Source organism: Streptomyces sp. NPDC056224, from assembly GCF_042267665.1.
Lineage (GTDB): Bacteria > Actinomycetota > Actinomycetes > Streptomycetales > Streptomycetaceae > Streptomyces.
Genome location: NZ_JBHJTK010000039.1, coordinates 25,741 through 48,879, shown reverse-complemented (window position 1 = coordinate 48,879; position 23,139 = coordinate 25,741). Strand labels below are relative to the sequence as shown.

At 72.6% G+C, this 23,139-nt stretch carries 18 protein-coding genes; 11 read left to right on the top strand and 7 right to left on the bottom strand.

All coding sequences use genetic code 11. The features are described 5' to 3' along the window. Position 1: 1 nt before the first annotated feature. A complete protein-coding gene (locus tag ACFCZ1_RS30880; RefSeq protein WP_376681561.1) occupies positions 2-1,813 on the bottom strand; it encodes an IucA/IucC family protein in 1,812 nt (603 codons plus the stop codon). A 198-nt stretch (positions 1,814-2,011) separates the two neighbouring features. Between ACFCZ1_RS30880 and ACFCZ1_RS30875 the strand changes: the two genes are divergently transcribed. Further along, a complete protein-coding gene (locus tag ACFCZ1_RS30875; RefSeq protein ID WP_376681560.1) occupies positions 2,012-3,550 on the top strand; it encodes an MFS transporter in 1,539 nt (512 codons plus the stop codon). Here the strand turns inward: ACFCZ1_RS30875 and ACFCZ1_RS30870 are convergent. From ACFCZ1_RS30870 to ACFCZ1_RS30860, 3 genes are read right to left on the bottom strand one after another with little or no spacing between them, the layout of a single operon-like run. Continuing rightward, entirely contained in the window at positions 3,538-5,634 is a 2,097-nt protein-coding gene (locus tag ACFCZ1_RS30870) for an iron ABC transporter permease (protein ID WP_376681559.1), read from the bottom strand. The two genes, ACFCZ1_RS30875 and ACFCZ1_RS30870, sit on opposite strands and share 13 nt — an antisense overlap. Continuing rightward, positions 5,634-6,629 (bottom strand): ABC transporter substrate-binding protein, encoded by a 996-nt coding sequence (locus ACFCZ1_RS30865; protein ID WP_376681558.1) that lies wholly within the window; start codon positions 6,627-6,629, stop codon positions 5,634-5,636. The genes ACFCZ1_RS30870 and ACFCZ1_RS30865 overlap by 1 nt, the downstream gene beginning before the upstream one ends. A gap of 24 nt (positions 6,630-6,653) precedes the next feature. After that, positions 6,654-7,472, bottom strand: a complete 819-nt coding sequence (locus ACFCZ1_RS30860) for an ABC transporter ATP-binding protein (protein WP_376681557.1) — start codon at positions 7,470-7,472, stop codon at positions 6,654-6,656. 340 nt (positions 7,473-7,812) lie between these two features. On the opposite strand from ACFCZ1_RS30860, the gene ACFCZ1_RS30855 reads away from it, so the two are divergent. Further along, positions 7,813-8,172: an SAV_915 family protein gene (locus ACFCZ1_RS30855; protein ID WP_376681556.1), complete on the top strand. Its 360-nt coding sequence runs from the start codon at positions 7,813-7,815 to the stop codon at positions 8,170-8,172. 12 nt (positions 8,173-8,184) lie between these two features. Beyond that, positions 8,185-9,519 (top strand): diaminopimelate decarboxylase, encoded by a 1,335-nt coding sequence (lysA, locus tag ACFCZ1_RS30850; protein WP_376681555.1) that lies wholly within the window; start codon positions 8,185-8,187, stop codon positions 9,517-9,519. A 147-nt stretch (positions 9,520-9,666) separates the two neighbouring features. Here the strand turns inward: lysA and ACFCZ1_RS30845 are convergent, their stop codons facing one another. Further along, positions 9,667-10,431 carry an alpha/beta fold hydrolase gene (locus tag ACFCZ1_RS30845; RefSeq protein ID WP_376681554.1) on the bottom strand — a complete coding sequence of 255 codons (765 nt, stop codon included), beginning with the start codon at positions 10,429-10,431 and terminating at the stop codon, positions 9,667-9,669. Positions 10,432-10,870: 439 nt separating this feature from the next. Between ACFCZ1_RS30845 and ACFCZ1_RS30840 the strand changes: the two genes are divergently transcribed. Further along, positions 10,871-11,266 carry a C40 family peptidase gene (locus ACFCZ1_RS30840; RefSeq protein WP_376681553.1) on the top strand — a complete coding sequence of 132 codons (396 nt, stop codon included), beginning with the start codon at positions 10,871-10,873 and terminating at the stop codon, positions 11,264-11,266. 101 nt (positions 11,267-11,367) lie between these two features. Here the strand turns inward: ACFCZ1_RS30840 and ACFCZ1_RS30835 are convergent, their stop codons facing one another. Beyond that, on the bottom strand, positions 11,368-11,604 hold the full coding sequence (locus tag ACFCZ1_RS30835; protein ID WP_376681552.1) for a chaplin: 237 nt from the start codon (positions 11,602-11,604) through the stop codon (positions 11,368-11,370). A 513-nt stretch (positions 11,605-12,117) separates the two neighbouring features. On the opposite strand from ACFCZ1_RS30835, the gene ACFCZ1_RS30830 reads away from it, so the two are divergent. The 7 genes from ACFCZ1_RS30830 (at position 12,118) to ACFCZ1_RS30800 (ending at position 21,549) form a co-directional block, all read left to right on the top strand. Beyond that, the gene (locus tag ACFCZ1_RS30830) at positions 12,118-12,324 is read left to right on the top strand and encodes a hypothetical protein (RefSeq protein ID WP_376681551.1); all 207 of its coding nucleotides are present in this window, start codon (positions 12,118-12,120) and stop codon (positions 12,322-12,324) included. A 415-nt stretch (positions 12,325-12,739) separates the two neighbouring features. Then, a complete protein-coding gene (locus ACFCZ1_RS30825) occupies positions 12,740-14,023 on the top strand; it encodes a ClC family H(+)/Cl(-) exchange transporter (protein WP_376681550.1) in 1,284 nt (427 codons plus the stop codon). Between the two features lie 170 nt (positions 14,024-14,193). Beyond that, on the top strand, positions 14,194-15,678 hold the full coding sequence (locus tag ACFCZ1_RS30820; protein WP_376681549.1) for an aldehyde dehydrogenase family protein: 1,485 nt from the start codon (positions 14,194-14,196) through the stop codon (positions 15,676-15,678). Between the two features lie 19 nt (positions 15,679-15,697). After that, positions 15,698-17,293, top strand: a complete 1,596-nt coding sequence (locus ACFCZ1_RS30815) for a GMC family oxidoreductase (RefSeq protein WP_376681548.1) — start codon at positions 15,698-15,700, stop codon at positions 17,291-17,293. A 56-nt stretch (positions 17,294-17,349) separates the two neighbouring features. Then, the gene (locus tag ACFCZ1_RS30810) at positions 17,350-18,402 is read left to right on the top strand and encodes a glycine betaine/L-proline ABC transporter ATP-binding protein (RefSeq protein ID WP_376681577.1); all 1,053 of its coding nucleotides are present in this window, start codon (positions 17,350-17,352) and stop codon (positions 18,400-18,402) included. 52 nt (positions 18,403-18,454) lie between these two features. Next, entirely contained in the window at positions 18,455-20,539 is a 2,085-nt protein-coding gene (locus ACFCZ1_RS30805; RefSeq protein ID WP_376681547.1) for an ABC transporter permease subunit, read from the top strand. Between the two features lie 128 nt (positions 20,540-20,667). Beyond that, complete coding sequence (locus tag ACFCZ1_RS30800) at positions 20,668-21,549, top strand: ABC transporter substrate-binding protein (RefSeq protein WP_376681576.1); 882 nt, start codon at positions 20,668-20,670, stop codon at positions 21,547-21,549. A gap of 85 nt (positions 21,550-21,634) precedes the next feature. Here ACFCZ1_RS30800 and ACFCZ1_RS30795 read toward each other — a convergent pair whose 3' ends face one another. After that, a complete protein-coding gene (locus tag ACFCZ1_RS30795) occupies positions 21,635-22,849 on the bottom strand; it encodes a S8 family serine peptidase (protein ID WP_376681546.1) in 1,215 nt (404 codons plus the stop codon). Positions 22,850-23,139: the final 290 nt, after the last annotated feature.

Sequence of the window (23,139 nt, the reverse complement as noted above, 5' to 3'; positions counted from 1 at the left end):
CTCAGGCTTCTGCCAGCGGGTTGGGGTGCGTGCCGTTCGGGAACAGCGCATGGCGCAGGGCGCGGTCGCCGTACCGGGTGACCACGATGCGGTCGCGGTTGAGGCCGTACCGGGGGATCTGGGGGGTGAGCAGGTCGTACTCGGCGAACCGGTCGGCCAGTTCGGGGAAGCGGCTCTGGAAGTCGAGGACGGTCTGGCGGACCGTGCGCCAGAACGTCCGCTCCGGCACGCCGAGCTGTTCGGCGCAGAGCGGGGCGAGGTAGCGGAAGTGGCCGACGAAGATCTGGTCCATGACGTGCTGCTTGATGACGGAGGGGTGCTTGCGGGGCAGGACGTGGTCGTGGCCGTCCGGCTCCGGTCCGCGTTCGGGCACGTCGGTGAAGGACACGCACACGTCGTCGACGAAGTCCTTCAGGTACAGGCGGACCGGGACGTCGTTCTCGTCGTAGCCGATCAGCGTGTTCTGGCCGTGCGGGTTGAAGGTGACTCCGTACCGGTAGAGCACGTGCAGGATCGGGACGAGCAGCGTGTCGAAGAGCCGGCGCAGCCATTCCTGCGGTGGGAGGCCGCAGGCGCGGACGAGTTCGGCCACGAACGCGTCGCCGTGCTGGTCGACGTGGAGCAGCGAGGCGAAGGTGCGGACCCGCTCGCCCGGGTCCTTGCGGACGCCGACCGGCTCGCGCCAGATGCAGCCCAGGGTCTCCAGGTGCTGGTAGGGCGCGCCCGCCAGCGTGGACAGGTAGGGGTGGCGGACGGTGACGGAGGCGACCTCGCCGAGGAAGACGGTCCGGCACTCGCGGCTGAGGAACGCGTCCCGCTCCACGAGTCCGCGCAGCCACTGGGTGACGACGGGGGCGCCCATGGTGCAGTGCGGCGGGATACCGCGCCAGACGAGGGTGTTGAGGATCTTCAGCGGGAGTTTGACGTCGTACCGGTCGGGGGTGGTGGTGTTGGCCATGGTGCGGATGGACTGGCCCGGCAGGTACGTGTCCGTGCTGTCGCCCAGCGGGATGACGCGGCGCTGCGCCACGTCGGCCGCGTGCAGGATCTGGACGGCGTGGTCCCACTGCCAGGGGTGCACGGGCATCCACACGTAGCCGTGCGGGTCGACTCCGGCCGTCTCCAGGACCGCCGTGAAGCGGGTGCGCGTCTCCTCGTCCAGCTCGCGGGCCAGGACCTCCTGTTCGGACAGCTCCGACGTGCCGCGGAACTCGGCGAGACCGCGGTGCACGGCCAGCCACCGGAGCCTGAGCGGCCGGGCCGACTCGGGGGCGTATGCCCGTACGTCGGTGGCCGAGAAGCCGATGCGGCCCTTGTTCGCGACGAGGAGGTTGTGCCCCGTCATCCGGCACTCCAGCTCGGTGTGGCCGAGGGTGCGCAGCTCGGCCACGGTCTCGCCGCCGTGCGTGATGCGCGCGGCGTCGACCGCGAGCGTGGCGGACAGCTCGGTGAAGTAGGTGGCGATCGTGGAGGCGTCGCTGCCCAGGGTCGATGCCGCTTCGAGGAGGAACTGCTGGGCGTCCCAGGCCGGTTCGGCCACCGTGTTGCCGAGCATGCTGGTGGCGGTGCGGGTGATCGAGCCCGCGTCCACCCGCAGCCACCCGAACGCACCGGGCGTGGCGCTGAACGCGTAGGTGGTACCGCTGTCGAGATCGACGCGGTAGCCGCCGTCTCCGGTTTCCCGCGCCTTGAGCATGTCCTCGAAACACCACTCGCCCAGCGCCTTGGCGAGGAGCCGGCGGTTGGCTTCCCGCCAGGCCTCGGGGGCCACTTCGGCGAGGGCGGGGACGGGATGGTCGGGGGGGATGGGCATCAAAGGACTCCGTGGTCGCTGTATCGACTCGCCCGGGCAAGCGAGACCCGGGGCAGGGGTCAGATTAGGTAAGCCTCACCTAACCAACAAGCTCAGTATCCGGCCATAGCGCACGCGTGACGTATCGTCAGCAAGTCAATTAGGTTAGCCTAACCAAACTCTGCATATTTTCAGGATCCTTCTTCGAGGTGATCAGCGGTGCCCTCCTGCCGTCGCACTCCCCGATGGACATTCGCCCTGGTCAGTGCCGGTGGCGTGGTCATGACCCTGGACGTGACCGTCGTCAACGTCGCCATCTCGGACATCGCCCGGGAGCTGGATGCCGGGCTCGGCCGGGTGCAGTGGACGGTGTCGGCGTACTCGCTGGCCTTCGGGGCCCTGCTGCTCACCGCGGGGGCGCTCTCCGACCGCGTGGGGCGGCGGACCGTGTTCGCCGCCGGAATGGCCCTGTTCACCCTCGCCTCGGCCGGATGCGGACTGGCGCCCGGCGCCGGCACGCTCATCGCCGCCCGGGCGGCCCAAGGCCTGGGCGGCGCGCTGGTGTTCGCACCGACGCTCGCACTGCTGGCGGCCGCGTACGAAGGCGTCCGCCGCCAGCGCGCGATCGCCGCGTTCGCGGCGGTCGCCTCCGCCGCGGGGGCACTGGGGCCGGTGGTGGGCGGTCTGTTCGTGCAGACGCTCGGGTGGCGGTGGATCTTCCTCGTCAACGTCCCGATCGGGGTGCTCGTCGTGGCGGGCGCGCTGGCCCGTATGCCGGAGTCCGCCGCGCCGCGTGCGACGCGCAGGCGCCTGGATCCGGTGGGCGCGGTACTCGGGGTGGCCACGCTCCTGGCTCTGCACTATCCCCTGGTCACCGGACCGGAGGCGGGCTGGACGGCGCCGCAGGTGCTCGGCTGCGCCTCGCTCGGCGTCGTGCTCGCCGGCGCCCTGGTCGCCAGCCAGCGCCGTGGCGACGGGCTGATCGACATGGCGCTGCTGCGGATCCGCGCCTTCTCCGGGGCGGCCGTACTGGGATTCCTCGCCCGGATGTCCGGTCTGGGGGTACTCGCCTTCACCACGCTCTGGCTGCGGAGCGCCCATGGCCTGTCGGCACTCGAAGTCGGCCTGTACCTGCTGCCGCTGACGGGCAGCCTGCTGATGACGGGCCTGTTCGTCGTGCGGCTGCAGAAGGCCTTCGCTCCCGGACAGCTGGTCGCCGCGGGCTTCGCCCTCCAGGGGCTCGGCCTCCTCGTGCTCGCCGTCGCCGCGGGGGCGGACGCCGGGCCGGCCACGACGGCCGGCGGACTGGTGCTGCTCGGCGTCGGCGGGGCGGTCATCTTCCCGCCGCTGATGGGGGTGGCGGTGGGCGCGGTGCCCGCCGAGCGGGCCGGGATGGCGTCCGGACTGACCAACGCCTGCTACCCGCTCGGCACCGCGGCCGGCGTCGCCGTCTTCGGGGCCCTGTTCTCGGCCCGTCTGGAGTCCGGGCTGGGGAGCGGCCCGTGGTCCGGGCCGGTGGCCGGTCCCGACGGCCCCGTACCGTTGCGGGCGGCCGTGGAGACCGGGCGGTTCGAACTCCTCGAACCCGCCCTGCGGCCGCTCGCCCGGTCGGCCTTCTCCGGCGCCTTCACCGTCGTCTGCCTGGCCTCCGCCCTCGTCTGCCTGCTCGGCGTGCTCGCGGCGCGCACGCTCGGGGCCGAGTCCCGCGGCCTCGGCTCCTGCGGGCGCCGCTCGCCCTCGGCGGCTCAGACCTCCTGAGTCCGGCGCAGCAGCCACACCAGGTACGGGGCGCCTACCAGCGCGGTGACGATCCCCACGGGAATCTCGGTCGGCGCGAGCAGCCAGCGGCCGAGCGCGTCCGAGGAGACGACCAGGACGGCGCCCAGCACCGCCGCCATCGGCACCATCCGCGCCGTGCTGTTGCCGACGATGCGCCGGGCCAGGTGAGGGGCGACCAGCCCGACGAAACCCACCGCTCCCACCGCCGCGGCCGTTCCGGAAGCCAGTACGGCTCCCGCGCCCAGCACGAGCAACCGGGCCCGCCCCAGGTCCAGACCCAGCGCGCGCGGCAGTTCGTCACCGAGGGCCAGCAGGTTCACCGGCCTCGCCGCGATCACCAGCAGCACCGCGACCAGCGCCGGCAGGGCGAGCCAGCCGAGGGCGGTGACGTCACGGGCGTAGGTACTGCCGGCGAGCCAGCCGAGCGCGGCCGAGATGTTCATCTGGGCCCCGACCACCATGATGTTGACCAGGGCCATCGAGGTGGCGGCGGCCCCGAGCCCGACCAGGACCACGCGGGTCGGGTCCAGACCGGCGCGTCCCCCCTCCCCGCTCCCCCGGGCGACGAGGAGCACGAGGGCGAGCATCAGCACTCCCCCGGTTCCCGCGGCGGCGGGCAGGGCGGCCGCCGGCGCCGAGGGCACGACGAGGATGACCAGGACGGCGCCGAGGGAGGCCCCGCCGGTGACGCCGACGAGCCCGGGCTCGGCGAGGGGGTTGCGCACGACCGCCTGCACGGCCGCACCCGCCACCGCCAGGCAGGCACCCGCCAGGGCTGCCACCAGCACGCGCGGCAGCCGGTACGAGACCACCGCTTCGGTGATCTGGCCGGCCGATCCGGACAGGGCCGCGCCGAGCTCGCTCCAGCCGATCTCGACGTCGCCGACCCGCAGGGACAGCGCCATCGCGACCCCCAGCGCGACCAGTCCGCTCCCGATCGCCACGGTGCAGGCGGGGGTCCGGCGGCCGTCCGGGACCGTGACCGCGGCGCCGGTGTCGGCGTCGCCCGTGCTCACGCGGCGCGCGAGCAGCATGAAGACCGGGCCTCCGAGCAGCGCGGTCACCACCCCGACCGGGATCTCCGAGGTGTAGACGGCGGACGGCGGCACGGCCAGTTGCGCGGCCGCGTCCGCCGCCAGCAGCACCGTGGCCGCCAGCACCGCCGCCATCGGGATGAGCAGCGCGTGCCTGCGGATCCCCAGCTGCCGCACCATGACGGGCGCGATGAGTCCGGCGAAGCCGATCGGTCCGGCCAGCGACACCGCGGACGCGGACAGCAGTACGGCGACGAGGAAGGCGGCGGGACGGATCCGCTCCACCCGCACGCCCATCGCCTCGGCCGTCTCGTCGCCCAGCGCCAGCAGGTCCAGCGGGCGGGCCAGCAGCGGCGCCGTCAGCGCGCCCAGGGCGACGACCGCGCCGAGCGTCAGCGGCCGTGCGAGCCCGGACTGCATCAGGGTGCCGTTGCCCCAGAAGAACAGTCCGCGGGTCGCCTGGAGGTCGAGCATCTGCAGGAACTCGGCGGCCGCCGTCCCGGCGAGGGCGACGGTCGCCCCGGCGAGCAGGACCCGTCCCGGTGTGAGCACCCCCCTGCTGCTGAGCAGATGGACGAGGGCGACCGCGAGGAGGCCGCCGAGGAAGGCGGCGGCTCCGGCGGGCAGCGGGCCCAGGCTCACCCCGGTGAACGCCACCAGCACGACGGCGAAGTAGGCACCGGCGTTGACGCCCAGGGTGTCGGGCGCGGCCAGCGGATTGCGGGTCGCGCCCTGGACGAGGACCCCGGAGACACCGAGCGCGACGCCGACGACCAGGCCGGTCAGTGTGCGCGGCAGACGGCTGCCGACCAGGACGTCACGGGTGCGGGGCTCGCCGTGGCCCGCGAGCAGGTCCACGATGTCGCCGATGCCCACCCCGGAGGCCCCCAGGCCGAGGTGGACGACGGTGACCAGGCACAGGGCGAGTGACAGGGCGCAGCCCACGAGCACGGCGCGCGGGCTGCGGGCGGGCGCACGTGCGGGGGCGAGCGGACGGGCAGGGCCGAGTGTGCGGGCGGGGGAGGTCATCAGACCTTCAGAGCCTTGCCGGTCTCGTCGAGGATGTGCAGCGCCGACAGCGGGCCGCCGAAGAGCCAGGTCCCTGGGTCGAGCGGGAGGACCTTGTCGTTCTTCACGAACTCCAGCCCCTTCCACACCGCGTTGCCCGCGAGGTCGCCGGTGAACGGGTCGTCCTTCCGGCTGGCGACGTACAGGAAGGTCGCGTCCTGCTCGGCCCTGGTCAGGCCCTCGACGCCGACGGTGGTCATGCCCCACGCGTCGGGCTCGCCCTTCCAGCCGTTCTTCAGTCCCGCGAGGTTCAGCACCTGGGGCGCGATGGCGTCGTCGGTGAGCATCCGGATCGAGGCGGTGCCGTTGGCCGTGAAACCCTGCGCGAGGGCGTACTTGAGGCCGCCCTTGCCCGCCTTGTCCAGCCGCCCCTTGAGGTCGGCGGCCTTGGCGTCGATCTGCCGGGTGACCTCGGCCGCCTCGTCCGCCTTGCCCAGCGCCTTGGCCAGTTCGGTGAAGTTCTTCTTCATCGTGTCGAGTTGGGGCCTGGTCGTGTAGGTGAACGACACGACCGGGGCGATGTCCTGGAGCGCCTTGAGGTTCGCCTTCGAGCGGTCGTCGTCGATCACGATGAGATCGGGCTGGAGCGCCCGGATCTTCTCCAGGCTCGGCTCGTTGCGGCTGCCGACGTCGGTGACGGATTCCGCGAGGCCGGCGCCCTGCGCGGTGATCCAGGTGCCGTAGCCCTTGTTGTCGGCGTTGCCCACCGGGGTGACGCCGAGGGCGATCAGCTCCTCGGCGTACGTCCACTCCAGCGTCACCACTTTCGTCGCGGGCCCGGCCAGGGCGACCTGGCCCCGCGCCGTGTCGACGGTGATCCCGCCGATCGCCGGCTCGGCCCCGGCCGGCTTGCCGCCCGCCGCGTCACCGGCCGTACCGGAACCGCAGCCGGTGGCCGACAGCATGAGCGCCGCGGCCGTACCGCCCGTCGCGAGGGCGCGCAGGATCCTCTGCATGGTGGACTCTCCTTGTGTGCGGGTTCAGGACGACGTGGCGGCGGACCCGGCGCCGGCGTTCGCGCCGCCTCCGGCGCCGGGGCGCTGCGGGAAGCAGGCGAGGTAGCCGGTCCGCGGATCGCGGACGACGGTGACGTGCAGGCCGAAGGCGTGGTGGATGACGTCCGGGGTCAGGACGTCGTCCGGCGCCCCGGACGCGGCGACCGTCCCGTCCGCGACGACGACCACCTCGTCCGCGTAGGCCGCCGCCTGCATCAGGTCGTGCAGCACCACCCCGCAGGCGATGCCGTGTTCCCGGGCCAGTCGCCGTACCACGTCGAGCACTTCGAACTGGTGGCGCATGTCGAGGTAGGTGGTGGGCTCGTCCAGCAGCAGGACCCCCGCGCGCTGCGCCAGCACCATGGCCAGCCAGGCCCGTTGGCGCTCACCGCCCGACAACTCGTCGAGCCGCCGTTCCATCAGGGGGGCCGCGTCGGTGACGTCGAGCGCCCACGCGATGGATTCGGCGTCCTCGCCGGTGTGCCGGGCGAGCGCTCCGCGATGGGCGTACCGGCCGTGGCGCACGAGCTCACGTACCGTCACGCCGGCCGGGGTGTGCGAGGTCTGCGGGAGGAACGCGAGGCGCTGGGACAGCGTGCGCCGGGCGAGCCGGCGAAGGGGTTCGCCGTCGATGCGCACGTCGCCGCCGAGCGGCGGCAGGAGACCGGCGACCGTGCGCAACAGGGTCGATTTGCCACAGCCGTTGGGGCCGACCAGCACGGTGATCGCGCCGGCCCGCAGCGACAGGTCCACCTGTTTCAGGACCGGGCGCCCCGCGTGCCCGACGTCCAGATCGTCCGCCACCAGACGGACGTCACCTAAGGACACCACTTGCCTCCCGATCGCCGATCCGACCGCGTCACCATACAACTTAGGTAAGGCACACCTAAAAGGAATGGTCCCGGCCGGACGCCTTGTGATCAGGTCGAGATGTCACGCACCACCACGCGCCCCCCTGGCCGCACTCACGCCCCCTTGCGCGGGCGTCAACGATGCGTCAGGACTCGGCCAGTCGCCGTATGGGGCGTGTTACCGGGTGACCGCGGACGCGCGGATACCGGGATAACTTCGACTATGCGTCCCGGACCGCCTCCCCGCGCCCGGGGCACCAGTCGCCACTCGTGGTTCCTCAGGGAGGGCCCCCATGTGTTTATTCCTGTACGACGACGACCCCGAGCCCGAAGAACGGACCCCGGCCGGGCCCCTTTACGTGCCTGCCCGGCCGGGAGGAGCGCACCTGGTGGTGCAGTTGTTCCGCACCCCGCTGGGAACGCGCACCGCCGTCGGCTTCACGAGCCCCGACCGGCTCACCGCCGCGCTCGGCGCGGACCAGCCCTGGATCCGGCTCTCCGAGGCCGCCCTCCGGGCGATGGCCGAACCGCTCGGCGTGCGCCTGCTGACCGTCGACCCGGCCCTCACCGCTCCCCCGGTCGCCGCGGCGACCGCCATCGCGGTCGGCGCACCGGTCCCGCAGGCACCCGAGACCACGGCCCGGACGGCCTGAAGGGGATCACACATGACCATCGCCGTCCTCTCCGAGATGCCGGCCGGTGCCGGTGAACTGTCCGTCTGGCCCGCATCCACGACCCCGCTCCCGCACGGCGGCCTGGCCGTCGGCGGAGTCGCCCTCACCGAGATCGCCGACCGGTTCGACACACCGGCCTACGTACTGGACGAGGGTGAGGTGCGCGGGCGCTGCCGGACCTACCGGGCCGCCTTCCCCGACGCCGAGGTGCTGTACGCCGCCAAGGCGTTCCTGTCGCGCGCCATGGTGCGCTGGGTCCAGGAGGAAGGGCTGGGCCTGGACGTGTGCTCGGCCGGAGAGCTGGAGCTCGCCGTCACCGCCGGTTTCCCGCCCGAGCGCATCGTGCTGCACGGCAACGCCAAATCGCCCCGCGACCTGGAGGCGGCGCTCCGCCTCGGCGTGGGGCGGATCGTCATCGACAGTCCGTCCGAGATCGCCAGGATCGCGGCCGCCGTAGGCCTGGGCGGGCACCAGAAGGTCATGGTGCGGGTGGTACCGGGAGTCTCGGCCGGTGGCCACGACAAGATCCGCACCGGTACGGACGACCAGAAGTTCGGCCTTTCCCTCACCGACGGGGGCGCGCAGCACGCCGTCAAGCGGATCCTCGGCCAGCCGCAGCTCGAACTGACCGGCCTGCACTGTCACATCGGCTCGCAGATCACCGACGTCAAGCCCTACCAGGTGGCCCTGCGCCGGATGGTGGGGCTGATGGCGCGCATCCGCGACACGCACGGGATCTGCCTGCCCGAGCTGGACATGGGCGGCGGCCACGGCGTGGCCTACCGGGCGGGCGAGCCCGTCCTCGACGTCACCGCGCTCGCCGGAAGGCTGCGTACCGAGCTCGTCAGGGGCTGCGCCGCCGCAGGACTGGCCGTCCCCCGGCTCCTCATCGAGCCCGGGCGGGCCGTGGCCGGTCCGGCCGGAGTCGCGCTGTACCGGGTGCTCGCCGTCAAGCACACCGGCGAGAGGGTCTTCGTCGCCGTCGACGGCGGGATGAGCGACAACCCCCGGCCCGCCCTGTACGGGGTGCGCTACGCGCCCCGCCTGATCGGCCGCGGCTCGACGGCCACGCCGTGCACGGCCACCGTCGTCGGCCGGCACTGCGAGGCCGGCGACATCCTCGCCGCCGACGTGGAACTGCCCGGCGACATCCACCCGGGCGATCTGCTCGCCGTACCGGTGGCGGGCGCCTACCAGCTGTCGATGGCGTCCGGCTACAACCTCGTGGGCCGCCCCGCGGTCATCGCGGTCCACGAGGGCACGGCCCGGCTCATCGTCCGGCGCGAGACGCTGGAGGACTTGCGCAGCCGGGACGTCGGCGACTGAGACGCGGTCCGCGGCGGGCTCCCCGAGCCCGCCGCGGCCGTGCGGACACGCGGACACGCGGACACACGGACACACGAGCGGGGACCGGTCGCGATCCGGTTCGGCCCCGCCGATCGGTTCGGCCCCGCCGATCCCTCGCTCCGGTCCTCAGCGGCCGAGGAACTCCTCCACGAGCGCGGCGAGCGCCTCGGGGCTCTCCTCCGGCGCGTAGTGGCCCGCGTCCGGGAGCACTTCGAGCTCGGCTTTGGGGTACCACCGCAGCCAGGTGGCCCGCATGGCCTCGGCTCCCAGCGCCGGGTCGTTCGCACCGGCGACGAGGAGGACGGGGACGGGGTTTCCCTTCACGTGTTCGTGGAAGTCGTCACGGGCCCAGGAGTCCAGGTACGCGCGGAAGGCCGTCGCCGAGGAGTTGCCCACCGAGCGGCCCACCATCGCGTCCAGCCAGGCGTCGTCGCGCATTCCGCCGGTGGTGTTGTCGATGATCGCCCTGCGGTTGCCGGGGTTCTTCGCCGCTCCGGCGAACAGCTCCCACGTCTCCCCTTCGAGCGGGAAGCCGGACGCGGGCACGGGCGAGACGGCGATGATCGAGCGGACGCGCGCCGGCGCGTCCAGCAGCATCAGCTGGGCCGCCTTGGCGCCCATGGAGTGGCCGATGACGGAGAAGGTCTCCCAGCCCAGGTGGTCGGCCACGGCGAGGGCGTCCCCGGCGACCTCCTCCATGGTGAAGGCGCCCTCGGTGTCGATGGCCTCTCCGTAGCCCCGGCAGTCCAGGAAGGCGTACCCGAACGCGTCGTCGTCCAGGTACGCGCGCACGGGGTCGAAGCTCGACCGGTCACCGAACCAGTTGTGGAGCACGAGCGCGCGCCGGGAGCCGCTGCCCTGCACCTCGTGCGGAAGTACCTGTCCAGTCACAACGTCCCCTGCTCGTGAGGTGGTCGCCCGGTCGGGATGCCGGAGGTCACAGGCGATCGAGTCTGGCGATGTCCGCCGGGCCCGGTCAACCGCACCACGCGAACTACCCGGCGCCGCACCGCACGTCGGACCCGTCTGCCGGATATGTTTTCCATAATTTCGCGGATTTGTTGCAGAACCGATACAACTCAACCCATGTCGCGAGTGAATTGCGGGCGGCATCGGAGAAAACTTGTCGGCCGTCACCCGCCAGGAACTGCGTCACCGAAAGCAGGACTTCGACGTATTCGACCGACCGTCATCTGCACCCGAACGCGGAGGTATCTCGATGTCCGTCTCAAGGACCGGCTCCCGTAAGGCCCGACAGGTTCAGAACCCTGCTCGCCGCGCCACAAGGTTCCCCCTCCCCCGCGCTTTCCTGCTCCTCTTCCTCCTGACCATGGCCACGTCGGCCGGCCCCGCCTCGCCCGCCGACGCGGCCGCTCCGTACGGGGTCAGGGCATTGGCCGTGGCCGCTTCCAAAGAGGGTGCCCCGTATGCCCGCGGCGCCACCGGGCCCAAACGGTTCGACTGTTCGGGCCTGACGCTCTATTCATTCAGGAAAGCCGGCAGACGACTTCCGCGCACCGCGGACCAGCAGTACGAGCACACCTCGCACATTTCCCGGCGAAACCGCACGCCCGGCGATCTGGTGTTCTTCCCCAGGGGCTCGACCATGGAACACGTTGGCATTTACGCCGGTAACGACAAGATCTGGCACGCCCCCCGCCCGGGCACCCGCGTACGGCTCGAAAGGATCTGGAGCGGGAACGTCCGCTACGCCCGGGCCTCTTGATCCCGCAGGGAGGAGTGGCCGCGGTCAAGGCCGCGGCCCGATACGACTTCGTCCCGCCCCGGCTGCGAGCGCCGGGACGGGACGAGTGGGGATCAGGAACCTCAGGTGTTGACGCAGACGTTGCCGGCGGCCGGGTTCAGCGCACCGATCACGTTCACGCTGTTACCGCAGACGTTGATCGGGATGTGAATCGGGATCTGGATCAGGTTGCCCGACAGGACACCGGGCGAGCCCGCCGCGATCCCGTGAGCCTCGGCGTCCGCCGAGGCCGAGGACGCACCGCCGAGGACCGCCAGACCGACCGCCAGGGCAAGGCCCGCACTCTTCCACACACGCATCACGTGTACATCTCCTCGCAACTGTCAGCGACACCGCGGTGCCGCACAGCCCCGGCTGGGGCCGACACAGTCTCTTCGGCAGCCGAGTGCCCCACCGACTGGCTCCGACCGCCCGGTTCCCTCGAAGGAGTGCCCTTCCCGCCTCTGATCGGCCGTACCGAACCCCTCCACCGCCCGGGTCCGCCGCGGCCGCCCCGACTGACCGCCCGTGGTTCGCCCGTGGTTCGCCCGCACTTCGGCCCGCGCTTCGGCCGCGCTCGTGTCCCGTATCGCCGGACAGGGCCGCCCCGCCCCCTTGGCCTGATGGCCGAGCCCAACTCCCCTCATTTCAGGGAGTATCCGGCGCGAGGGGCCAGGCCAGACATGAGCTCCATCCCCGACCGGTACACGCGCCCGAGCAGCACGGCGCCCGGATCAACCTCCGGGTCCGCGCGGGCGGCCTGGGCGGACCGCTGACACGTCTGCCCGGAGACCCGCGCGGCCGAGGAAGACGTACGCCGGTTCGACCGCGGGATGCTCCCCGATTCCGTACGCACGGAGTTCGAGGCCCTGCGCGACGCCCCGCCGCTGCCGCCGCCCAGGAAGGGTGGGCACGCGATGTACCGGCCCGCCGCCTTCAAGCCCTACCCGTACGGCGCCGAGTACCTGCTCGGACGCCCCGTGGAGGGCGACTGGCTCGGCCCCGGCCTGCCCCCGCCCTCGGAAGGGGGGACGACATGACCGGTCAGGGTGGGGCGGACGCCGGACGGGAGCTGGGGGGGGCGCCCGGCGGGGGCGACGCGTTCCGTCGGCCGGCGCGCGCCGGTCCAGGCCGGCACCTCGCCGGTTTCCGGCTGCGGCTGCGCCGGCCCCCTGCGCGCTGCCGTGGCGGAAGTCCCGGAGCGGCGCGCGGAGTCGGGCGGTGCCCGGGCGGAGGCCGTCGGCGTGTACCGGCGCCTCTCGGACGCGGACCGGCGGCAGGCCGGGGCGCCGATCGGCCGGAAGGCGCTGAACGGTCCGGCCGGTTCCGGTCCGCCGCCGCCCGTTGGCCCAGTCGGGGCCGGTTTCGGCGCGGCTGCGCCGACGTCCGAAACGGCCCGGCGGCGGCGGGCCACGCTCTGACCGACGCGAACCACGGCTCGGTGGAGGTCTGTGCATGCCCGGTGCTCTCCGTGGCGGGCCGGCCGCCTACCTCGTCGCGGCGGTCGCGGGCTGCCTCGTCGGGCTGGTCGGGGCCGGTTTCCGCTGGTGCCTCGTACGGGCCCAGGAGCTGCACGCCTCACTGCTGAGCGCCTCGGAGCGCCTGGGCGGGCCCGGCTGGCTGATCCCGGTCCTGACCACGGCGGCGGGGGCCGCCGTCGCGTGCGCGGTGGCGCTGCGGGTGCCGCTGGCCGCCGGCAGCGGCATCCAGGACGTCGAGGCCGTGTGGCGCGGCGAGCGGGAGCCCCGGCCCCTGTGGCTCCTGCCGGCCAAGTTCGTGGGCGGCGTGATCGCCATGGGTTCGGGCCTGGTGCTCGGCCGGGAGGGCCCGACGGTGCACATGGGCGCGGCGATCGGGGCGGAGGCGGGGCGGCGCACGCGGATGAGCCCGGGGGACGTCACACTGCTGCACACCTCACTCGCCGGTGCCGGGCTCGCGGTGGCCTTCACCGCGCCCCTCAGCGGGGTGGTGTTCGTGTGCGAGGAAGTGACCAAGGCGGTCAGCACGCGCGTGGTCCTGCTCACGCTCGTCGGGACCGCCACGGCCGTCGGATGCTCCGAGCTCATCGTGGGCGACCGGCCCGTCTTCCGGGTCCCGGGCACCGTGGCCGGCCCGCCGTTCGCGCTGCTGCCCGCCGTCCTCCTGTTCGGCGCGGCCACGGGCGTCCTGGGCGTGGCGTACAACCGGCTCGTCGTCGGCTGCCTGGAGCTCACCGATCGCGTCACCCGGGTGGGGCCGGTGGCCCGGGCGGCCCTGATCGGGGCCGTCGTGGGGCTCCTGCTCGGCATCGACCCGCTGCTGGCCGGCGGCGGGGACGAACTGAGCGTACGCCTGCTGGGCGGCGACATGCCCGTGGGCGCCGTACTGGCGGGGTACCTCGCCGTACGGTTCCTGGCGGGCCCGCTCAGCTACTCGGCCGGCACCCCGGGCGGGCTGTTCGCTCCCCTGCTGGCGCTGGGCGCCCTGTGGGGGGCTCTCGTACACGGCCTCGCGCTGCCCGTCCTCCCGGGCGACGGCTCCGGGGCCGTGCCGTTCGCGATCGTGGGCATGGCCGCGTTGTTCTCCGCGGTGGTCCGCGCGCCCGTGACGGGCATCACGCTCGTCGTCGAGATGACGGGGACCACCTCGCTGCTCGTTCCGCTGCTCGCCGCGTGCTTCGCCGCGACGCTGACCGCCGACCGGATGGGGAGCATGCCCATCTACGACAGCCTGCGCCTGCGCATGGCGAAATCGGTCTGAGGCGCACGGCGTCCACCGTTCCCCAAGCCCCATGTGGCCCGCGGGTCCTGCGTGACTCCGGTCACTTCAAGTGACGGTAGGGACATGACTTCCGGGACGGGGGGCAAGCGCGGTGATTGCCAGCTCGCCGCGGGTTCACCGCGGTGTCGAAACCGGAGGTACAGCGCGTCGTGTCGGAGCAAAAGACCATCTACACAGCCGGGACTTGGCGGTCCGCGGCATCGGGAGCCACCAGGGAAATCCTGGATCCCGTGGACGCCACCGTCCTCGCCGTGGTCGCGGAGGGCGCCACCGCCGACACCAACACGGCGGTCGGCGCCGCACGGGCCGCGTTCGACGGCGGGCCCTGGCCGGGCACCCCGGTCGCCGATCGTGCGGCACTGCTGCGCCGTACGGCCGACCTGCTCCAGCGCGACCGTGAGCGCATCGGCCTCCTGGAGAGCCGGGACGCGGGCAAGACCCTCGAAGAGGGCCGCGTGGACGTGGACTGCGTCGGCGACGCCTTCCGCTACTTCGCCGACCTCGTCACGCAGCAGAGCGCGGGCCGGGTCGTGGACGCCGGATCCCCCGACATCCGCAGCGTCGTGGTGCACGAGCCGGTCGGGGTGTGCGCCCTGATCACCCCGTGGAACTACCCCTTGCTCCAGGCCAGCTGGAAGATCGCCCCGGCCCTGGCGGCGGGCAACACCTTCGTGATCAAGCCGAGCGAGCTCACCCCGCTGACCACGGTGGCCCTCATCGAGCTGCTGGCCGAGGCGGGCCTGCCGGCCGGGGTCGCCAATCTGGTCACCGGGGCCGGCGATCCGGTCGGCGCCCGCCTCGCCGCCCATCCCGACGTCGACCTGGTCTCCTTCACCGGCGGACTGGCCAGCGGCACGAAGGTCATGCGCGCGGCCGCCGATACGGTCAAGAAGGTCGCCCTCGAACTCGGCGGCAAGAACCCCAATGTCGTCTTCGCCGACGCCTGCGCCACCGAGGACGGCTTCGACACCGCCGTCGACCAGGCCCTCAACGCGGCCTTCATGCACAGCGGCCAGGTGTGCTCGGCCGGCTCGCGCCTGATCCTCGAGGAGTCCCTGCGCGAGCGCTTCGTCGCCGAACTCGCCCGCCGCGCCGAGAAGATCCGCATCGGCCGCGGCACCGACCCGGGCATCGAATGCGGCCCCCTGGTCTCCGCCGCCCAGCTGGCGCGGACCGAGTCGTACGTCGCCTCCGCGCTCGCCGAGGGCGCCGTACTGCGCGCCGGGGGCGAACGGCCCGCAGGCCCGGGCTACTTCTACCGGCCCACCGTCCTCGACCGCTGCCACCGCGGCATGCGCGTCGTGCGCGAGGAGGTCTTCGGTCCGGTCCTGACCGTGGAGACCTTCCGCACGGAGGAACAGGCCGTCGCGCTCGCCAACGACACCGAATACGGCCTCGCGGGCGCCGTCTGGTCGTCGGACCGGGACCGCGCCCGCCGGGTGGCCGGCCGGCTGCGCCACGGCACCGTCTGGATCAACGACTTCCACCCCTACCTGCCGCAGGCCGAGTGGGGTGGCTTCGGGAAGTCCGGCATCGGCCGCGAGCTCGGCCCGTCGGGCCTGGCCGAGTACCAGGAGACCAAGCACGTGTACGAGAACCTCGCTCCGCGCCCCGTGCGCTGGTTCGCGGGCTGACGGGGGGGGCAGGAGAGACATGACCACGACCACCACGCACCACGACGAGCGCGAACACGAGCACGAGCACGACCGGAATCAGAACCACGGCCACGGCCTGGAATTCGACTACGTCATCGTCGGCGGCGGCACCGCCGGCTCGGTGATCGCCTCCCGCCTGACCGAGGACCCCGACGTCACCGTCGCCGTCATCGAGGGCGGACCGAGCGACGTCGACCGCCCCGACGTGCTCACCCTGCGCCGCTGGATGGGCCTGCTCGGCGGTGAGCTCGACTACGACTACCCCACCACCGAGCAGCCTCGCGGCAACTCGCACATCCGCCACAGCCGGGCCCGCGTCCTGGGCGGCTGCTCCTCGCACAACACCCTGATCTCCTTCAAGCCGCTCCCCTCCGACTGGGACGAATGGTCGCAGGCGGGCGCCGAGGGCTGGCACGCGGCCGCCATGGACCCGTACTTCGAGCGGCTCCTCAACAACATCGTTCCGGTCGGCGAGGCGGACCGCAACGCCATCGCCCGCGACTTCGTGGACGCGGCCCGGGGCGCGCTGGGGGTGCCCCTCGTCGAGGGCTTCAACCGCAAGCCCTTCCACGAGGGCGTCGGGTTCTTCGACCTCGCCTACCACCCCGAGGACAACAAGCGCTCGTCGGCCTCGGTCGCCTACCTCCACCCGGTGATGGACGAACGGCCCAACCTGCGGATCCTGCTGGAGACCTGGGCGTACCGCCTGGAGCTGGAGGGCACCCGGGCGCGCGGGGTCCGCGTCCGCGCCGCGGACGGCACGCGGTCGCTGGTCCGCGCCCGTCGCGAGGTGCTGGTGTGCGCGGGCGCCGTGGACACCCCGCGCCTGCTGCTGCACTCCGGCATCGGTCCCGCCGCGGACCTGGAGGCGCTCGGCATCCCCGTCGTCCACGACCTGCCGGGGGTCGGCGAAAATCTGCTCGACCACCCGGAGTCCGTGATCGTCTGGGAGACGGACGGTCCGATCCCCGAGAACTCGGCGATGGACAGCGACGCGGGACTGTTCGTCCGGCGCGACCCGGACTCCCCCGGGCCCGACCTGATGTTCCACTTCTACCAGATCCCGTTCACCGACAACCCGGAGCGCCTCGGCTACGAACGCCCCGCGCACGGCGTCTCGTTGACCCCCAACATCCCCAAGCCGCGCAGCCGCGGACGTCTCTACCTCACGAGCGCCGATCCCGAGGTCAAGCCCGCCCTCGACTTCCGCTACTTCACGGACGAGGACGACTACGACGCCAGGACGCTGGTGGACGGCATCAGACTGGCCCGCGAGATCGCCGCGACCGAGCCGCTGGCCGGATGGCTGGGGCGCGAGGTGTGCCCGGGCCCGGAGATCACGGACGACGAGGCGCTGAGCGCGTACGCCCGCTCGGTGGCGCACACCGTCTACCACCCGGCGGGCACCTGCAAGATGGGCGCCGCCGACGACGAACGGGCAGTAGTGGGACCTGACTTGAAGGTACGCGGCCTCGACGGCATCCGCATCGCGGACGCCTCCGTCTTCCCGACGATGCCCGCCGTGAACCCGATGATCGGCGTGCTGATGGTCGGCGAGAAGGCCGCCGAGCTGCTGGGCGGTGAGGTCCGGTGACCGCGGTTCATACCGGCTCCGCCGTTCCCGGTGCGGGCGGCGGCCCCGACGCCGGCGTGCCTCCCGTGTTCTCCGTCCAGGGCCTGTGGAAGGTCTTCGGTCCGTCGCGCAAGGCCGCCCGCGTGCCGGGCTCCGACCACGCCGCGCTGCCGGCCGCCGAACTGCGGGAGCGGACGGGGTGCACCGCCGCCGTCCGCGACGTCTCGTTCGACGTCCGCAAGGGGGAGGTCTTCGTCGTCATGGGCCTGTCCGGCTCGGGCAAGTCCACCCTGGTGCGTTGCCTGACCCGGCTGATCGAACCCACCGCCGGGTCCCTCGCCATCGACGGTGAGGACGTCCTCGCCATGGACGCGGCCCGGCTGCGCGAGCTGCGCCGCCACCGTGCCGCCATGGTCTTCCAGCACTTCGGACTGCTGCCGCACCGCACCGTGCTGGACAACGTCGCCTACGGTCTGGAGATCCAGGGCATGAGCCGGCCCGACCGGCGCGCCAAGGCCGCCGAGATGATCACCAAGGTCGGTCTCGAAGGCCTTGGGGACCGCCGTCCCGGCCAGCTGTCCGGCGGTCAGCAGCAGCGGGTCGGTCTCGCGCGCGCCCTGGCCGCCGATCCGGAAGTGCTCCTGTTCGACGAGCCGTTCAGCGCGCTCGATCCGCTGATCCGCCGCGAGATGCAGGACGAGGTGGCCCGGCTCCATCACGAGGAGGGCCGCACGATGGTCTTCATCACCCACGACCTGTCCGAGGCGCTGCGCCTCGGTGACCGGATCGCGCTGATGCGCGACGGCCGGATCGTGCAGCTCGGCACCCCCGAGGAGATCGTGGGCTCGCCCGCCGACGACTACGTACGGGACTTCGTCCGCGATGTGCCGCGCGAGCAGGTGCTCACGGTACGCAGCGCGATGCGCCCCGCGACGGCCGCCGAGGCCGGCCAGGGCCCCGCGCTCACCCCCGCCACCACCGTGGTGGAAGCCATCGAGGCGGTCGCCCGCAGCGGCGGTCCGGCGCGGATCGTCGACGACGGCCGGTGCCTCGGCGTCGTCGACGACGCGGGGCTGCTCGCCGTGGTGGCCGGTCTGCCGGCCGCGCCCGATCGGGGGGTGGCGGCATGACGCGCCGTACCCGCCGCGCGGTGCCCGCCCCCGTCCCCGGGAGGTGGCGCGGATGACCGCGACGACCACACCCGTGCGGAAGCCGGGAGAGCAGGACCGGTCCGGACGGTCCGAAGGATCCGGCCGCGGCCCTGCCCGGCCGGGCGCGGCCAGACGGCCCGATCGCCCCGGGTCCGCGGCCGCCGGCGCACCCGGCGGCCGCCTGAAGGCCCTGCTGTCGCACCACCGGATCGGCCGCGGGCTCCTGCCCCTCGCCGTCCTCGCCGTGGTGCTGCTCCCGCTCGCGATGGCGTTCCCGGGCGCCGGCGGCTGGCCGGCCGCCCTCTCCGTCGACGTCTCCGGGCCGCTCGGCCGGGCCGGGGACTGGATCATCGACAACCGCGACGGCCATCCGCTCTTCCTCTACTTCTTCGGGCACGTGAGCAACGCCGTGGTGGTGTCCGTCCGCGCGGTGTACGTCGTCCTGCTCGCCGCGGGCTGGACCGGCGTCACCGCCCTGGCGGGCCTCGTCGCCCTGCGCCTGGCCGGCGTGCGGCTCGCCGTCACGTGCGTGGCGGCCTTCGCCGCCTGCGGACTGCTCGGCATGTGGGTGCCGACGATGCAGACCCTGGCCCTGATGGTCGTGGCCGTCGCCGCCTCCGTCGCGGTCGGTGCGCTGCTGGGCCTCGCCGCCGGGTTGTCGCGGCGCGCGGACCGGGCGCTGCGCCCGGTCCTCGACACCATGCAGGTACTCCCCGCCTTCGCGTACCTGCTGCCGATGGTGCTGGTCTTCGGCATCGGCGTACCGGCCGCCGTGCTCGCCACGGTGGTGTACGCGGCCCCGCCGATGGCCCGGCTCACCGCGCTGGGCCTGCGCGAGGCCGACGCCGGGGTGCTGGAGGCCGCGTCCTCGCTCGGCGCGACCCGGTGCCAGCGCCTGCTCACCGCGCGGCTGCCGCTGGCCGTCCGGCAGCTGCTGCTCGGTGTCAACCAGTCGGTCATGATGGCGCTGTCGATGGCCGTCATCGCCTCCGTGATCGGTGCGGGCGGTCTCGGGGACCGGGTCTACCAGGCCCTCGCCTCGGTCGACGTGGGTGCGGCGCTCGCCGCCGGCGTCCCCATCGTGCTGCTCGCCGTGGTGCTGGACCGCACCACCGAAGCGGCGGGTACCCGGCTGAGCGTCCCGCCGGTGCCGCCCGCGGAACAGCCGCTGCTGAGAAGGGTGTTCTCGGGCTGGTACGGACGGCTGCTCACCGTCCTCGCGGGCGTCGCCGCGGCGGTCGCGGGCCGGATGGCGGACACCTCGCTGTGGCCCGGGTCCTGGACCGTGCCGATCGCGGAGCCCGTGAACCGGGCGGTGGCCTGGATGACCGCTCACCTCTACTCCGGGGTTCCCGTGGTCGGCGGTACCGCCGACTGGGCGGCGCGCTTCACCGGCTGGATCCTCGATCCGCTGCGCGCCGGGCTGCAGGCCGCGCCCTGGTGGCTGCTGCTGTTCCTGGTCGCCGCGCTGGGCCTGATCGTCGGCACTCGGCGCACGGCGCTGACCGCCGTGCTCGCCCTGGCCGCCATCGGGGTCCTGGGTGTGTGGGAGCCGTCCCTCGACACGCTCTCCCAGGTGCTGGCCGCGGTCGCCGTCACCCTCGTCCTCGGATTCGCGATCGGTATCGGCGCCGCCCGCAGCGCCCGCGCCCAGCGGCTGCTGCGCCCGGTGCTCGACGTGTGCCAGACCATGCCCCAGTTCGTCTACCTGATCCCCGTGGTCGCCCTGTTCGGCGTGGGCCGCGCTCCGGCGGCGGCCGCCGCCGTCGTGTACGCGCTGCCCGCCGTCGTCCGCATCACCACCGAGGGCCTGGGCGGGGTGAACCCGGCGGCCATGGAGTCGGCCCGTTCGCTGGGCGCCACCGCCTCGCAGCAACTGCGCCAGGTCCAGCTGCCGCTGGCCCGGCCCGCGCTGCTGCTGGCCGTGAACCAGGCGGTGGTGCTGGTCCTCGCCGTCGTCATCATCGGCGGCCTGGTCGGCGGCGGCGCGCTCGGTTACGACGTCGTACTCGGCCTCGCCCAGGGCGATCTGGCCACCGGCCTGGTCGCCGGCGCCGCGATCGTCTGCCTCGGCCTGATGCTCGACCGCGTCACCCAGCCCGCGAAGGAGGCCTGACCATGCCGATCCGACACCACACGCCCGGCCGCCCGGGCCGACGGGCCCGACGGGTCCGCGCCGTGCTCCCCGCCGCGGTCGCCACCGGCACGGCCCTCGCCGTGCTCACCGGCTGCGGCGCGGCCGACATGACCCGCCAGACCTCCCCGTACGCCGCAGCGCAGGGCGCGAAGACCGTCACCCTGTCCGTCCAGTCCTGGGTCGGCGCCCAGGCGAACACCGCCGTCGCCGCCTACCTCCTCGAACACGAGCTGGGCTACCGCGTCGACACCGTCCAGGTGGACGAGGTCCCCGCGTGGGACGCACTCAGCCAGGGCCGGGTCGACGCGATCCTGGAGGACTGGGGCCACCCGGAGCAGGAGAAGCGGTACGTCGAGGACAAGAAGACCATCACCCGGGGTGGCGAGCTGGGGGTGACCGGGCACATCGGCTGGTTCGTCCCCACGTACTTCGCCGAGGCGCATCCGGACGTCACCGACTGGAAGAACCTCGACAAGTACGCCGACCAGCTGCGCACCGCCGAGAGCCGCGGAAAGGGCCAGCTGCTGGACGGCTCCCCGTCGTACGTCACGAACGACAAGGCGCTGGTGAAGAACCTGGACCTGGACCTCGAGGTCGTCTTCGCCGGTTCCGAGGCCGCGCAGATCACCCAGATCCGGCAGTTCGCGAAGGAGCACAAGCCCTTCCTCACCTACTGGTACAAGCCGCAGTGGCTGTTCGAACGGGTCCCGATGACGGAGGTGAAGCTGCCCGAGTACCAGGAGGGCTGCGACGCCGACCCGCGGAAGGTGGCCTGCGCCTATCCCCACACGCCGCTGCAGAAGTACCTGAACACGCGCTTCGCGGAGTCGGGCGGGCAGGCTGCCGCGTTCCTGAAGAAGTTCCGCTGGAGCGTCGAGGAGCAGAACGAGGTGGCCTTGATGATCGCCGAGGAGAAGCTGCCGCCGGAGCAGGCGGCCGAGAAGTGGGTGGAGCGCAACGAGCAGGTGTGGAAGCCGTGGGTGCGCTGACGCGCTCGCCCCGCTGACACGCGCCGGGGCCGCCGCATCCCCCCTCGGGTGCGGCGGCCCCGGTGTTCCTATGGGGCGGGTCCGCTTACTTCTCGGACACCTTCAGCAGCTTGTTCGGCGTTCCGCTGCTCGGGTTGGTGATCTTCCCCGCGGTCGCCCCGCCGGTCAGGGCCTGCGCGACCTGCGCGGGCGACGCGTCCTTGTGTCCGGCCAGGTAGAGGGCCGCCGCCCCGACCACGTGCGGGGTCGCCATCGAGGTGCCGGAGATGGTCTTCGTGCCGGTGTCACTGTCGTTCCAGGCGGAGGTGATGTCCGATCCCGGCGCGTAGAGGTCCACGACGGAACCGAAGTTGGAGAACGAGGACTGGGCGTCGTCGGCCGTGCTGGAAGCCACCGTGACGGCCTCCGGGACCCGCGAGGGAGAGCCCTGTCCGGCGTCGGAGGACTCGTTGCCCGCCGCGACGGCGAACGTGACGCCGGAGGCTATCGACCGGCGCACCGCCTCGTCGAGCGCCTCGTCGGCGCCGCCGCCGAGGCTCATGTTGGCCACCGAGGGCCCGCTGTGATGCTGCGTCACCCAGTCGATGCCCGCCACGACCTGCTCGGTGGTGCCCGACCCGTTGTCGTCGAGCACCCGGACGGCGACGACCTTGGCCTTCTTGGCCACCCCGTGGGAGGTGCCCGCGATGGTCCCGGCGACGTGCGTGCCGTGCCCGTTGCCGTCGTCGGCGCTCTGGTCGTTGTCCACGGCGTCGAAGCCGTGCTGGGCGCGCCCGCCGAAGTCCTTGTGGGTGATCCGCACGCCGGTGTCGATGACGTACGCGGTGACCCCCTCGCCGCCCGCGTCGGGGTACGTGTACTTCTTGTCCCCCGCCGTCTCCTTCTGGTCGATGCGGTCGAGGCCCCAGGACGGGGGGTTGTCCTGGGTGCTGTTGATGGAGAACTTCTTGTTCTGGACGACCTTGCCCACGGCCGGATCGGCCGCGAGCCGCTTGGCGCCGGTCTCCGAAAGTCCGGACGCGGAGAAGCCGTTGACCGCGGACGTGTAGGTCCGCTTCAGCTCGCCGCCGTACTTCTTGGCGAGAGCCTGCTTGTCGGCGTTCTTGTCGAGGATGACGATGTAGCTGCCGCTCAGCGCTCCGGGTGCGCCGAGCCCGTACACCGTTCCCTCGGCGGGTGCGCTTGCGCCGGCGAAGGGGGACAGCATCATGCAGACACCGGTTGCAGTGGCGACTCCCGTGGCCACTGCAAGAATCCGGAAGCCGTGCGAACGGGTGCGTGCGTGCAGTCGAGTTGACATGAAGAGAGTGCTCCTCGTGTTGACGTGTGGGGCGTCAATGCGTGTTGCGCGACCCCTCCGGACCCGGAAGATCTCCGGGGGCCGCCTCGAAACCCTGACCGATTACCGGAGTTGATTCAAGGCCGCCCCGGCCGTCAGCGTTGTTCAACAAGCTTTCTTAAAGAGACCTCCCCCCGAGCCCCTCACAATGACCACACTCTTCGAACTACCCACACATAGAAGACACTTGTCGATGCATTAGCGAATGCGCCCGCCTAGCAAGTCATGTCCATGACATCTCGGCACCAAAA

What these genes read in the sequence shown, in the direction of transcription:
- ACFCZ1_RS30880 (WP_376681561.1), bottom strand. Translation starts at nt 1,813, where the DNA reads ATGCCCATCCCCCCCGACCATCCCGTCCCCGCCCTCGCCGAAGTGGCC.
- ACFCZ1_RS30870 (WP_376681559.1), bottom strand. Translation starts at nt 5,634, where the DNA reads ATGACCTCCCCCGCCCGCACACTCGGCCCTGCCCGTCCGCTCGCCCCC.
- ACFCZ1_RS30865 (WP_376681558.1), bottom strand. Translation starts at nt 6,629, where the DNA reads ATGCAGAGGATCCTGCGCGCCCTCGCGACGGGCGGTACGGCCGCGGCG.
- ACFCZ1_RS30855 (WP_376681556.1), top strand. Translation starts at nt 7,813, where the DNA reads ATGTGTTTATTCCTGTACGACGACGACCCCGAGCCCGAAGAACGGACC.
- lysA (WP_376681555.1), top strand. Translation starts at nt 8,185, where the DNA reads ATGACCATCGCCGTCCTCTCCGAGATGCCGGCCGGTGCCGGTGAACTG.
- ACFCZ1_RS30840 (WP_376681553.1), top strand. Translation starts at nt 10,871, where the DNA reads ATGGCCACGTCGGCCGGCCCCGCCTCGCCCGCCGACGCGGCCGCTCCG.
- ACFCZ1_RS30835 (WP_376681552.1), bottom strand. Translation starts at nt 11,604, where the DNA reads ATGCGTGTGTGGAAGAGTGCGGGCCTTGCCCTGGCGGTCGGTCTGGCG.
- ACFCZ1_RS30830 (WP_376681551.1), top strand. Translation starts at nt 12,118, where the DNA reads ATGCTCCCCGATTCCGTACGCACGGAGTTCGAGGCCCTGCGCGACGCC.
- ACFCZ1_RS30825 (WP_376681550.1), top strand. Translation starts at nt 12,740, where the DNA reads ATGCCCGGTGCTCTCCGTGGCGGGCCGGCCGCCTACCTCGTCGCGGCG.
- ACFCZ1_RS30815 (WP_376681548.1), top strand. Translation starts at nt 15,698, where the DNA reads ATGACCACGACCACCACGCACCACGACGAGCGCGAACACGAGCACGAG.
- ACFCZ1_RS30805 (WP_376681547.1), top strand. Translation starts at nt 18,455, where the DNA reads ATGACCGCGACGACCACACCCGTGCGGAAGCCGGGAGAGCAGGACCGG.
- ACFCZ1_RS30800 (WP_376681576.1), top strand. Translation starts at nt 20,668, where the DNA reads ATGACCCGCCAGACCTCCCCGTACGCCGCAGCGCAGGGCGCGAAGACC.
- ACFCZ1_RS30795 (WP_376681546.1), bottom strand. Translation starts at nt 22,849, where the DNA reads ATGTCAACTCGACTGCACGCACGCACCCGTTCGCACGGCTTCCGGATT.